Source organism: Flavobacterium sp. NPDC079362 (assembly GCF_050267765.1).
GTDB classification, from domain to species: Bacteria; Bacteroidota; Bacteroidia; order Flavobacteriales; family Flavobacteriaceae; genus Flavobacterium; species Flavobacterium azizsancarii.
Window position 1 is genome coordinate 13,593 of sequence record NZ_JBNNFM010000005.1, and the last position, 12,644, is coordinate 26,236.

Here is a 12,644-nt window from a genome sequence, read left to right on the forward strand (position 1 = left end):
GTTTATTAATTACTTAGAAAAAATATTTATTCAAGTTCTAATCTTTCTTGTTCCAGCTTCTCAGCTAATCTTTTTTCTATAATAGGTGTAATTAAAGTTTTTCGAGGTTTTATTTTTACAAAAGGAAACAATTCTAAATCATGCTTCATCTTGTCATCTTTATTAGGATATTTATTTGTTCCTAATAAAACTTCTTTTTTAGAATCGAACAATTCCTGCTCTTTTACAGCGCTTTCCTGAATCTTCTTTTTGATAGTTCCGTCGTTTAGAAGTTTTAAAAATCCACCATTTGCCTCGATATCTTTAAATAAAGTTAAACTTTTCTCGGCCAATTGTGTGGTTAGACTTTCTAAATAATAACTTCCATCAGCCGGATTATTGACTTTGTCGAAGTAACTTTCGTGTTTTAAAACCAATAATTGATTTCTGGCAATTCTATCACCAAATTCATTGTCTTTATGGTATAATGAATCATAAGGTAAATTTGCAACAGCATCTGCACCGCCTAATATGGCTGTCATACATTCGGTTGTGGTACGAAGCATGTTTACGTTATAATCGTAAATCGTTTTATTACGTTTGGTTGGTGTTACCAAAAAATGACATTCTAAATTGGGATTGTATTCTGAAGCGATCAATTTGAAAAGCATTCGTAAAGCACGAAGTTTTGCAATTTCAAAAAAATAATTGGTGCCTACAGATATTTCAAAAACAATTGGTTTTGTAATACTTGGTAAACGATTCAAATATTCATTGGCATGCGCTAAACTATAGGCTATTTGTTGTGTAATATTGGCACCTGCATTTTGATACAAACCTGAATCTATACTTAATAAATTAAGATTTGTTGTTGCTTTTGAAATTTTTTCAATCGTTTCAAAATTATTTTTATCTGATGTAGTAAACCAGTTCCCTTCTCTTGCAAAATGACCAATTGGGTCAATATTACAATAAAAAATAGCTTTTTTCTGAATTGAAATAGTGTCTAATATTTTTACGAAATCGATTGAAATAAACGATAAATTAAAGTAAACTGTTCTGTTTTCTAAAGGAAGAGTTTCTAATAATTTTTTGACATCAATTTTTTCGTTTTGTATGGTAAAACGCAAACTTTCCGCACCTCTTTCGATAGTGTTAATGGCTCTTTGAATCGATTTCTCAATATCATAAACAAAGATGTTTTGGCAAATTTTAAAATTAGATGCTTCTGTTTGTACTGAAGCAGTTTTTGAAAATTCATCGATATGATAAAATGGTTTTACCTGAATATCTTCCGGAGAATTCCAAATAACAGTTTCGTTATAATCAGCTCCGTCTAATTCGAACTGAATTTTTTGTTTCCATTGTTTGGATGAAATCGGATTAAAATCGTCGAATAGGGTAGTAGCCATTGGGATTGTGTGCTTTTTTCTGATTATTCTTTAGTGTCTTGAATAGTATCTCCTTCAAATTGGATGATATAAATATCTTCGCTGTCTTTTTTCATGAAATACTTTTCGCGAGCATATTTTTCTATTTGTTCAGGGTTTTTAAGTTGCTTAATCTGTTCCTGATCTTTTTTTATTTCGACCTGGTAATACTTTTTGTTGTCTTGTAGTTCGTTGATCTGGTTGTCTAAAAAGCGATGATCAAAATAAGAGTAATTGTCTAAGAAGAACATCCAGATTACAAAAAAGAGTAAAACCCAGACATATTTGTTGCCTACTAATTTGAACCAGCGTTTGCCTTTATATGGATTTTTGAATTTCATTTTCTCTTTGACTGATTACTTCTTATAATTTTGATTGGTGTTCTAGCCCCGATGGAGCCGATATCCTTTTTATGGCTTTTTCTGCCATAAAAAGATAAAGGCGAGAGCGGGAAATAGCTCCTTATTTCTATGGAATAAATTTACGATAAAATTTATGAAATTCGTTGATTAATTACAGCACGAACTACATCAATGGCAACAGTATTGTATTTATCATTAGGAATAATAATATCTGCGAAGGCTTTTGAAGGTTCTATAAATTGCTCATGCATAGGTTTTAAAGTGTTCTGATAACGTGTTAAAACCTCGTCGATATCGCGTCCGCGTTCAGAAATATCTCTCTTTAAACGACGAATTAATCTTTCGTCAGAATCAGCGTGAACATATACTTTAACGTCAAAAAGGTCGCGTAGCTCAGGATTCGTTAAAATTAATATCCCTTCAACAATCATTACCTTTCTTGGATGCGTTGATACCGTATCGTCAGTTCTGTTGTGCTGAATGAATGAATATACCGGTTGGTCGATAGTTTCGCCTTCTTTTAAAGCTTTTAAATGTTTTACCAATAATTCAAAATCGATCGCGCGCGGGTGATCAAAATTGATTAATGCTCTTTCGTCGAATGACAAATTATGGGTTTCTTTATAGTACGAATCCTGAGAAATTACGCCCACTTCAGTGTCTGGTAATTCGTTCATGATCTGGTGTACCACCGTTGTTTTTCCACTTCCTGTTCCTCCTGCAATTCCAATAATGAGCATAATTTTATATTATATATTTTGTTCGGCAAAAATAATAATTTAACTGGATTGTCTACACATATTAACTTATTTAACCATATAAGTTATATAAGTAAATTTAAGCAAACAGATCTTTAAACAATTTATTACTTCATTGAACTTATATTACTTATATGGTAAAAAACATAAAAAAATCCCGAAAGTAGAACCTTCGGGATTTGGTGCAATCAGTATAGTTTATAAAAAATATTCTGAATTTAGTAAGCACGTAAAATTATTTATTCTTTTTTGCTTTTATCATCATTTCAAGCTGGTCCCAAAGTTCTTCAGGAATTGCTTCTAGTAAATTAAATTGCCCTGCGCCTTTTAGCCATTCTCCACCATCAATAGTAATCACTTCACCATTTACATAAGCTGAAAAATCAGATACTAAATAAGCTGCCAAATTTGCTAATTCCTGATGATCACCTACACGTTTCAATGGAACTTTTTTGGCCATGTCAAATTTTTCAGCAAGATCGCCCGGCAATAATCTGTCCCATGCACCTTTTGTAGGGAATGGTCCCGGAGCGATTGCATTAGAGCGGATTCCGTATTTTGCCCATTCGACTGCTAAACTGCGCGTCATGGCTAACACTCCTGCTTTTGCAGTAGCACTTGGTACAACATAAGCTGAACCAGTCCAGGCATAAGTAGTAACTATATTTAAAATTGTAGATGATTTTTGTTTGGTATCGATCCAGTGCTTACCAAAAGCAAGCGTACAGTTTTTAGACCCTTTTAATACGATATCTATAACAGTATCAAATGCATTTGCAGATAAACGTTCTGTTGGAGAAATAAAATTTCCGGCAGCATTATTCAAAAGAACATCAACTTTGCCAAAAGCTTTTAAAACTTCCTGAAGCATGTTTTCTACTTCTTCATAATGACGAACATCACATTGAAGTGGTAAACATTTACCTCCTGTTTCAGTTTCAAGTTCAGTTGCAGTAGCTTTTAGCTTGTCTAAATCTCTTGAAGTAATCGCTACCTGAGCGCCTAATTCTAAGAAATATTTTGTCATTGCTTTTCCTAAACCGCTTCCGCCACCTGTAACTACTATGACTTTACCTTTTAAAGCGTCATCTCTTAACATTTTATCTGTATAGCTCATATTTTTTTCTTTTTATTACAATATTAATTAAATAAATAGGATGCGCGCATAATAATGTTATAAATTTTTGATAAACTTTATATATCACACAATTTTTTTGCGGCAGATTCTAAAGTAAAATCATCTTTGGCAAAGCAAAAACGTATTAATTTTTGGTCTTTATGATCAGAATAAAAAGTAGAAATAGGGATAGCAGCAACGCCATGATCGGTTATTAGTTTTTTACAAAAAGTAACATCATCGTCGTTTGAAATACTTGCATAAGAAGCCACCTGAAAATAAGTTCCTTCGCAAGGTTTTAACTCAAAACGACTATTTTGAAGTGATTTCTGGAAATAATCTCGTTTTTCCTGATAGAATTTCCCTAAAAGATTGACATTTACAAGATCTAAATATTCACTAATGGCAGCTTGTGAAATACTGTTGACGCTAAAAACCAAAAACTGGTGTACTTTTTTAATTTCTTTCATCAAATGTTCGGGTGCAACAGTATAGCCTATTTTCCAGCCCGTAATATGAAATGATTTTCCAAAAGAAGAAACCATTATGCAACGGTTTAAAAGAAAATCTTTAGTGTGTGCAGAAATATGTTTTTCTTCGAAAGTGATGTATTCATAAACTTCATCTGATAAAACAATAATGTCAGGATGTTTTGATAGTAGTTTTTCTAGTTGAAGAAAATCTTCTTCTGTCAAAATTTTTCCTGTTGGGTTATGCGGATTATTGATAATAATCATCTTTGTTTTTGGCGAACAGGCTTTTTCTATGGTTTCCCAATTTGGTGTATAATTGTCATTTAAAGCTACCCGAACAGGTTTTGCATTACAAAGAAGAACAGGGGATTCATAAGAGTCATAACTCGGATCCAGAATAATAACTTCGTCACCTGTTTTTACCAAGGCCAAAATTGAAGTGAAAATTCCCTGAGTTGCGCCGGCAGTAACTAAGATTTCTGTTTCAGGAACAATTATTCTGTTGTATGAACTCTGAACCAATTTTGCAATCTGATTCATCAATGGAGGAAAACCTGCCATTGGTGTATACTGGTGCACATTTTCTTTCGATAATTTTGCCAAAATAGCTGTTAATCTTTCGTCTACAGGAAAATTCGGAAATCCCTGCGAAAGATTTATTGCATTATATTCGGTTGCCATTTTAGACATGACCGTAAAAATGCTTGTTGTTACATTTGGAAGTTTGCTCATGAAATTAGATTAAGAAAAAGATTGATAATTGCAGACTTATAGCTGTACAGGCACAACAAGTGAGTATATAGTTCTGACTCCTTTACCGTTTAGTTTTCCAGGTTTCCATGTAGGAGATAATTTTAAAACCCTTACCAGTTCCTCTCCGCTGTAAGATGCAATATCTCGAAGGATTTTTATATCACTTAATGAACCGTTTATTTCAATATTAAAAGTGGCGAATACTTTTCCTTGCAAAGTTGGTCTCTTGTTTGATTTTTTATAGTTTCTCTCTATAAATTGATGAAATTCTACTTTTTCTCCTGGGAACTCTGGTTTTACGTCAATCCCAATAGGGTTGTATATGTCGATTTCGTTAGGAGGAATGATATTTCCATTTATATTTTTCGGAGGTTCAGGAATTCTCCTGATCTCCTTTTGTGAAAATGTTTTTTGCGCAACACAAATTAGAATTAGTATTAAAAACTTTTTCATGATATAGTGTCTTAAAGTTAGTTTACATTTTATGTATAATAAAAATCGTAGGTCGATTATGTAAATCAACTTTTAGTTTTTTCCAATCTGCAACACGCAATGTTTTAATAAATTCTGTTGGTAACGTAATATCAGTCGCAATACATAAATGCGTCGAAGGATTTAATATTTGAAGAATATCTTCAACTAATTTATTGTTTCGATAAGGAGTTTCAATAAAAAGTTGAGATTGATTTTTGTCCTGCGATAATTTTTCAAAATACTTCAATGCCGATTTTTTCTCGTCTTTATCAATTGGCAAATACCCGTTGAAAGTAAAACTTTGTCCGTTCATTCCGGAAGCCATCATTGCTAACAATATAGACGAAGGACCAACTAACGGAACAACCTGAATTCCTTTTTCATGTGCTAATTTTACAATTACAGCACCGGGATCAGCAACACCCGGACAACCAGCTTCACTCATTAATCCTACGTTTTTTCCTTCCAGCAAAGGTTTGATAAAATCTAAATGCTCGCTTGGTTCGGTACGTTTATTAAGGGTGAAAAGTATTAGTTCTGATTGTTTTTTTTCCGGCGAAACCGCTTTTATTGATTTTCTTGCCGTTTTTTCGTTTTCAACAATATAATGATCTATAAAATCGATACTTCTTTTTACGGTTTGTGGCAAAACATCCATTGGATCGCTTTCGCCCATTGTTGTTGGAATTAAATATAATTTTCCTAGAAGTTTCATTTTGTGATATTTTAGAGTTTAAACAAAAATGTATTTTAATTACCAGTTAAGTAATTAAAATACAAATTAAATTATGAATGTTTTTCGATAAGTTTTTTGGCAATAATTTCAGCAGCTTCATCCAGCATTTTATATACATCGTCAAAGCTATTTGTTGCTCCGTAATAAGGATCAGGAACATCTGTATTTTTATTAGGAAAAAGTTCTTTTAGAATAAGCTGAACTTTGTTTTTGTGTTCAGGCGTTTTTGCAAGATGAATTACGTCGCTATAATTGGAACTGTCCATTACATAAATGTAATCAAACTCATCAAAATCGGTGATTTTAAATTGTCGTCCCTTTTGAGCGTCTATGCATAATCCATTTTTCTGGGCTACTGCAATCGAACGTTTGTCCGGAGCATTACCTACGTGCCATGAACCTGTTCCGGCTGAATCAACAATAAATTTATCATGGGGTAATTTTGATGCTAGAATACCTTCGGCTAAAGGTGATCTGCAAATATTTCCCAAACAAACCATTAAAATTTTTACTGGCATGATTCGCGTTTATAGCGTTAGTTTTTTGTTGATGTCTTCGACAAATTTCTTGAATTGTTTGTCTGTAGAAACTAAATTGTCAACAGTTTTACAAGCATGTAATACAGTAGCGTGATCACGATCTCCAATTTGTGAGCCAATGTTTGCTAAAGAAGCTTTTGTGAATTTCTTTGCAAAAAACATAGCCAATTGTCTTGCCTGTACCACGTGTCTTTTTCTGGTTTTTGATTGAAGTGTTTCAATGTCTAACTGGAAATAGTCTGATACAATTTTTTGAATATAATCGATAGAGATTTCTCTCTTTACGTTTTTAACAAATTTCTCAACAACGCTTTTAGCCAACTCAATTGTAACTTCTTTTTTATTGAAAGAAGATTGTGCAATTAACGATATAATAGCACCTTCAAGTTCTCTAACATTGCTTTTGATATTGCGTGCAACATATTCAATAATATCTTCCGGGATTTCAACACCATCGCGATAAAGAATGTTTTTTAAGATCGAAATTCTGGTTTCGTAATCCGGCTGGTGTAATTCAGCAGACAATCCCCATTTAAAACGAGATAATAAACGTTGCTCAATATCCTGCATGTCAACAGGAGCTTTGTCCGAAGTCAAAATTACCTGTTTTCCGTTTTGGTGTAAATAGTTAAAAATATGGAAAAATACGTCCTGAGTTCCTGATTTTCCAGATAAAAACTGAACATCATCAATAATCAAAACGTCGATTAATTGGTAAAAGTGAATGAAATCATTACGATTATTCTTTTTAACCGAATCAATATATTGTTGTGTAAAAATTTCGGCAGAAATATATAAAACCGTCTTTTCAGGATATTTATCTTTTACTTCTACACCTATAGCATGTGCTAAGTGTGTTTTTCCTAAACCAACTCCACCAAAAATCAATAAAGGATTAAATGATGTTCCTCCAGGTTTATTGGCAACAGCCATACCTGCAGAACGGGCTAAACGGTTAGAATCACCTTCAAGGAAATTGTCAAAACTGTAGTTCGCATTTAATTGCGATTCAATTTTAAGATTTCTAATTCCGGGAATTACAAACGGATTTTTAAGTTCAGGGTTTAAGTTTTTAAACGGAGCATCAACCTCTTGCGGTTTCATTGGCACTCTGTTGGCACTTGGCAACTGTTCGGTAAACGGTTGTTTGTTGCCATAAGTGTTCTCCATTTTAATTTTATAGAGTAACTTTGCGTTTTTTCCCAGTTCTTTGGTAAGTGCGACTTTCAATAATTTCACGTAATGTTCTTCTAGCCATTCGTAGAAAAATTTACTTGGTACTTGAATATATAACGCGTTGTCGGTTAGCTCAACTGATTTGATTGGTTCGAACCAAGTTTTATATGCTTGATCTTGAATATTGTCTTTTATAAAGGACAAACAGTTTTCCCATACCGATTGAGCAGTTTTAGTCATAGATTCAGATAAATTTTTTTATTATTGATAAAGATTCTCCTAATAAAAAAGGAGCAATTTTATTCCGTATTTCGGGATAACAAATATGTGAACAAATTTCTGTAAAAAAAAATATTTTGCCCTCTAATTTTATAAAAAAATGTTGTAAGTGAACTTTAAGAATTTAAATTTTTTTAATATATAAATAATGAAAAATCATCAAACGCAAGTGCGTGTTCGTTACTCTGAAACCGATCAAATGGGAGTGGTTTATCACGGAAATTATGTTCCTTATTTTGAGATAGGACGCGTGGAATGGCTTAGAAACAAAGGGATTTCGTATAAAAGTATGGAGGAAAGCGGAATTGGATTGCCGATTGTTTCCATGCAAATAAATTATAAAAAATCAGCACGCTACGATGAGCTTCTTACGATTCATACCGCTTTCAAAAGTCAGTCGTCTGTTAAGATCGAATTCGAGTGTGCGATTTATAACGAAGCGAATGAGTTATTAACAACGGCGGCGTTTATTTTAGTATTTATTTCGTTAAAAACAGGTCGTCCGACGGCGCCTCCAGATTACATTTTAGAATTGTTTGAAACATTGATATAATTGTTAAAATGAGATAGGTTTTTGTATCAATTTATATAATTTTGATATCGATTTCAAACATTAAATCAAAAATGTCGAATACTGATTCGGCATTTTTTTTGCGCGTTTTTGTCTTAATTTTGCCAATTGGTAAGCCTGAAACTTCATCAATTTCCATTTCCTGAGACGTGATTTCCAGTTTTTTTTCCTTAATAACGCGCATTATTTTGTTCATGTTTTTATAATCAAAAGAGATTAAAAAATGAACATCGATAGTTTTTTTGATAATTTCGCAAACATCGAGAGTCATTTGTGCTGTCGTTTTGTAAGCTGCTATTAATCCGCCAACGCCTAATTTTGTTCCGCCAAAAATTCTAACTACGACAACCAAAATATTTGTTAAGCCAAAAGATTGTATTTGTCCGTAAATTGGAGCTCCGGCAGTATTGCTTGGTTCTCCATCGTCATTGGCACGATAAGAAATTTTTGGTGCTGTGCCTAATTGGTAGGCATAACAATAGTGTACAGCATGAGGATGCTGTTTCTTTAAGTTTTCGATAATCGGTTTTACTTCGTCTTCGTGTTCTATAGGAAAGGCGTATCCAAAGAACTTACTTCCTTTTTCCTTAAAAAGTATTTCTTCAGATTCAAAGGCTATGGTTTTGTAAGTGTCGTTATATTCCAAAAGTAAATTTCTAAATTAGTTTATTGTTTTTTAGCCGTAGAGTTAATTTTACCGCAAAGGGCGCTAAGGTTTTTTACTTTGCATGGCTTTATAGACGCAAAGTTCTCAAAGCCGGATTCAATACAATCCCGATAGCTATCGGGATTGCCAACTTTGCATTTTCTGATCATACAGATAGATAAAAAACCTTAGCGCTCTTTGCGGTTAATTACATCAATAATTGTAAATCATTTTGACAAAGTATACGTTAGCTACAATATCTTTTTCTCAAATAAATCTACAACATCTTCCTGTCCAACTTGTAAATTCCAGATATGAAAACCTAATGCGGCGGCAGAGTCCGTGTTTTCTTTTTTATCGTCTACAAACAAAGTTCGTTTTGGAGATAATTCATGTTTGTTGATCAGGTAATGAAAAACTTCAGCATTTGGTTTTCGCATTCCAATTTCAAATGAAAAATAGACTTTTTCGAAACATTGGTAAAAATCGCTATAGAATGAAATTCCAGTTTTGTTTTCGAAAGTAGCAATATGAATCGAATCAGTATTGCTCAATAGAAATAAGCGGTATTTTTGAGAAAGCATTTGTAGAAATTCTAATCGATACAAAGGGAAATCTGCAAGAACAGCATTCCATGCTTTTAATATTTCTTCAGTTGAAGCGTTTGGAAGTTCTTTTTGAAATCCGGCCAAAAAATCATCATACGAAATATCCCCGGTTTCGAATAAAAGATTCAAACGATCTAATTCAGTATTCCACTCCGTCATGCCTAATTGCTGCAATCCTGAAATGGTTGCTTGTTTATCTAAATTGATAAAAATATCTCCAAAGTCAAAAATTATAGTATCAATCATGATTTCTAATGTTTAGTAATTCGTCGCTTTGAACGTAACTTTTAGTTGTGTTTTTCTTTTGAATAACCGGTGCTTTTGTTCCTTTTTCGAAAGTGATTTCTCCGATAAAAATTCGGGCTTCATCCCAGATATTTTGATCAATAAAAGATTGTAAAGTTTGTAACCCGCCCTCGATAATGACAGACTGAATTTGGTTTTGATACAAAACAGTTACTATCTGCGGAATTATATTTTGATTAAAATCAATTACTTCAAAGTTAGTGTTTTCTTCTGAAAAGGTTATTTCAGATTTTGTAAATACAATTGTTTTTACACTATTGTCAAAAATAAAACTGTCTTTTGCGATACGATTGTGCTGATCTAAAACAATTCTAACAGGATTATTTCCTGCCCAATCCCTGGTATTTAATTTCGGATTGTCATCGATAACAGTTTGTGTTCCTACTAAAATTGCCTGTTCTTCACTGCGCCATTTATGAACCAATTGTCTGGAATATTGATTAGTAATCCAGATAGGTTTTCTGTCTTTGTTGATCTCTTTTTCAGGAGATAAAAAACCATCCTGGCTTTCGGCCCATTTTAATATAATATAAGGTCTTTTTTTCTGATGAAAAGTAAAAAAACGTTTGTTGAGCTCATTGCATTCTTTTTCTAAGACACCAACGGTTACGTTTGCTCCGGCGGCAATTAATTTTTTAATACCATTTCCGGCCACTTTTTCATTAGGATCAACAGTTCCAACAACAACATTCGCAATCTGGTGCTCTATAATTAAATCGCAACATGGCGGTGTTTTGCCAAAATGACTGCAAGGTTCAAGACTCACGTAGATAGTTGCCTTCTTTAAGAGCGATTTGTCTTTTACAGATCGAATTGCGTTGACTTCGGCATGTGGTTCTCCGGCTTTTTTGTGCCAGCCTTCGCCAATAATTTTGTTTTCGTAAACAATTACGCTTCCAACCATTGGATTTGGATATGTGGTTCCAAAGCCATTTTCTGCTAACTCGATGCAGCGTTTTATGTATTTTTCATGTATATTCACAATACAAAAGTAGTTATTTTTGTTTAGTTCAATAGTTAACGATATAGTTAAGAAACTATCAAAAAACTATTTTACTTTTGTAATATAGTATAGGAATAAGGAAATATGAAAAATTGCATTATCAGGTCAATTAAAAAAGAAGACAATCAGGAAGTTGCTCAATTAATACGATCAGTTTTTGATGAAATGGAAATTCCAAAAGTGGGTACAGCTTACGAAGATCCATATTTAGATTTAATGTTTGAGGAGTATAATAAACCGCAATCAGTTTATTTTGTAGTTGAAAACGAAGGAAAAATTTTGGGTTGTGCAGGTATTGCGCCGCTGGAAAATGGAGATCCTGGGATTTGTGAATTACAAAAGATGTATTTTTTGCCAGAGACGCGAGGTTTAGGAATTGGTTCTGAAATGATGCAGAAATGTTTAGAACAGGCAAAAGATTTTGGTTTCGAAAAATGTTATATCGAAACCATGCCATTCATGCATGCTGCCCAGAAATTATATAAAAAATCAGGTTTTGAATATTTAGATGTTCCTTTAGGAAATACAGGGCATAGTTCTTGTCCAGTCTGGATGTTGAAAAACTTGTAAAATTGCTATGAAAAATATAATACTTACATTTTTGGTGTTTTCGATTTTGGTTTCCTGTAAAGATGATAAACTAGTAAAATCTCAAAAATCTCAAATTCCTGTTAAGACTCAAATTGTTAAAGATTCTGTCGTAAGGGATGAAGATATTGTGGATGAGGATGTAAAAAACGATTTTGAAATTTTGCTGCCAGATGGTTATAGAGATGATCAGGGTAAGAACCCTGCTAATTCTTTAAATAAAAACTGGATTGATTTATTCGAGGAAGCTGGAACATATTATTTAGGGAAGGCTGATTTTACAATCGAAAAAGGATTTGATGAATGTGTTGGTGATTCTTTAAGATCAATTGTTTCTAAAAATAAATCACTTTTGTTTATGGACTATCCGGAATTGAAATTAGGAAAAATAAAGTCTTTGAAATTGGCTAAAAACAAGATCTGGCCAGGTGAAAAAGTAACTTTAAAATTCGATGATACTGACTATGTTTTCAGGGCTGAAGGAAAAGTACTTTCGACTGAAAAAAGAAGTTTAGATGATAATAAGCAAGAGATCTATAAAAAAGTAGAAAACTATAAGCTTTATTTGAAAGCGAATAACGGTCCTGAAAAATTGCTTTTGCAAGTAGAGACTTTCAATGATACTTTTGTTGAATTACTTTTTGCCGGAGATATTGATAATGACGGAAAACTGGATTTTATTTTTGGTGCTAACAGAGATTATGAGGAAACACGTGTGATGTTATTTCTTTCTTCGAAGTCTGAAAATGATGAGCCGGTAAAAAAAGTTTCTCAAATCGCAATACAATTCGATTGTTAACAGAACCCAGATATAAAAGTGTTAAATTAAAGACTGCTTAAATATAA

At 32.9% G+C, this 12,644-nt stretch carries 15 protein-coding genes; 3 read left to right on the forward strand and 12 right to left on the reverse strand.

Going from position 1 to position 12,644, the window contains the following annotated elements:
• Positions 1-26 precede the first annotated feature (26 nt).
• From ACQKCJ_RS06545 to dnaA, 9 genes are all read right to left on the reverse strand, one after another.
• A complete protein-coding gene (locus tag ACQKCJ_RS06545) occupies positions 27-1,391 on the reverse strand; it encodes a methylmalonyl-CoA mutase subunit beta (RefSeq protein ID WP_427401664.1) in 1,365 nt (454 codons plus the stop codon).
• A gap of 23 nt (positions 1,392-1,414) precedes the next feature.
• A complete protein-coding gene (locus tag ACQKCJ_RS06550) occupies positions 1,415-1,750 on the reverse strand; it encodes an FtsB family cell division protein (protein WP_271334483.1) in 336 nt (111 codons plus the stop codon).
• Positions 1,751-1,902: 152 nt separating this feature from the next.
• On the reverse strand, positions 1,903-2,511 hold the full coding sequence (gene udk / locus ACQKCJ_RS06555; protein ID WP_055095441.1) for a uridine kinase: 609 nt from the start codon (positions 2,509-2,511) through the stop codon (positions 1,903-1,905).
• Between the two features lie 253 nt (positions 2,512-2,764).
• Positions 2,765-3,646 (reverse strand): SDR family oxidoreductase, encoded by an 882-nt coding sequence (locus ACQKCJ_RS06560; RefSeq protein ID WP_271334482.1) that lies wholly within the window; start codon positions 3,644-3,646, stop codon positions 2,765-2,767.
• Positions 3,647-3,723: 77 nt separating this feature from the next.
• Positions 3,724-4,851 (reverse strand): methionine aminotransferase, encoded by a 1,128-nt coding sequence (locus ACQKCJ_RS06565; RefSeq protein WP_271334481.1) that lies wholly within the window; start codon positions 4,849-4,851, stop codon positions 3,724-3,726.
• A 36-nt stretch (positions 4,852-4,887) separates the two neighbouring features.
• Complete coding sequence (locus tag ACQKCJ_RS06570) at positions 4,888-5,325, reverse strand: energy transducer TonB (protein WP_271334480.1); 438 nt, start codon at positions 5,323-5,325, stop codon at positions 4,888-4,890.
• Between the two features lie 22 nt (positions 5,326-5,347).
• On the reverse strand, positions 5,348-6,061 hold the full coding sequence (locus tag ACQKCJ_RS06575) for an SAM-dependent methyltransferase (protein ID WP_427401665.1): 714 nt from the start codon (positions 6,059-6,061) through the stop codon (positions 5,348-5,350).
• Between the two features lie 71 nt (positions 6,062-6,132).
• Positions 6,133-6,600 (reverse strand): low molecular weight protein-tyrosine-phosphatase, encoded by a 468-nt coding sequence (locus ACQKCJ_RS06580; RefSeq protein WP_271334478.1) that lies wholly within the window; start codon positions 6,598-6,600, stop codon positions 6,133-6,135.
• A gap of 9 nt (positions 6,601-6,609) precedes the next feature.
• Positions 6,610-8,037, reverse strand: a complete 1,428-nt coding sequence (gene dnaA, locus ACQKCJ_RS06585) for a chromosomal replication initiator protein DnaA (RefSeq protein ID WP_271334477.1) — start codon at positions 8,035-8,037, stop codon at positions 6,610-6,612.
• 187 nt (positions 8,038-8,224) lie between these two features.
• Between dnaA and ACQKCJ_RS06590 the strand changes: the two genes are divergently transcribed.
• Positions 8,225-8,629, forward strand: coding sequence for an acyl-CoA thioesterase (locus ACQKCJ_RS06590; protein WP_271334476.1), 405 nt, complete (start codon positions 8,225-8,227; stop codon positions 8,627-8,629).
• A 31-nt stretch (positions 8,630-8,660) separates the two neighbouring features.
• Here ACQKCJ_RS06590 and ACQKCJ_RS06595 read toward each other — a convergent pair whose 3' ends face one another.
• The 3 genes from ACQKCJ_RS06595 to ribD all read right to left on the reverse strand — a co-directional run bounded on the left by ACQKCJ_RS06595 (position 8,661) and on the right by ribD (position 11,189).
• Positions 8,661-9,293, reverse strand: a complete 633-nt coding sequence (locus ACQKCJ_RS06595) for an IMPACT family protein (RefSeq protein WP_271334475.1) — start codon at positions 9,291-9,293, stop codon at positions 8,661-8,663.
• Between the two features lie 251 nt (positions 9,294-9,544).
• Entirely contained in the window at positions 9,545-10,147 is a 603-nt protein-coding gene (locus ACQKCJ_RS06600; protein WP_271334474.1) for an HAD family hydrolase, read from the reverse strand.
• Complete coding sequence (gene ribD, locus ACQKCJ_RS06605; RefSeq protein WP_271334473.1) at positions 10,140-11,189, reverse strand: bifunctional diaminohydroxyphosphoribosylaminopyrimidine deaminase/5-amino-6-(5-phosphoribosylamino)uracil reductase RibD; 1,050 nt, start codon at positions 11,187-11,189, stop codon at positions 10,140-10,142. The genes ACQKCJ_RS06600 and ribD overlap by 8 nt, the downstream gene beginning before the upstream one ends.
• A 105-nt stretch (positions 11,190-11,294) precedes the next feature.
• Here ribD and ACQKCJ_RS06610 point away from each other — a divergent pair, with 105 nt between their 5' ends.
• Positions 11,295-11,780, forward strand: a complete 486-nt coding sequence (locus ACQKCJ_RS06610; RefSeq protein ID WP_427401666.1) for a GNAT family N-acetyltransferase — start codon at positions 11,295-11,297, stop codon at positions 11,778-11,780.
• A 7-nt stretch (positions 11,781-11,787) separates the two neighbouring features.
• Complete coding sequence (locus tag ACQKCJ_RS06615; protein WP_271334471.1) at positions 11,788-12,597, forward strand: hypothetical protein; 810 nt, start codon at positions 11,788-11,790, stop codon at positions 12,595-12,597.
• Positions 12,598-12,644: the final 47 nt, after the last annotated feature.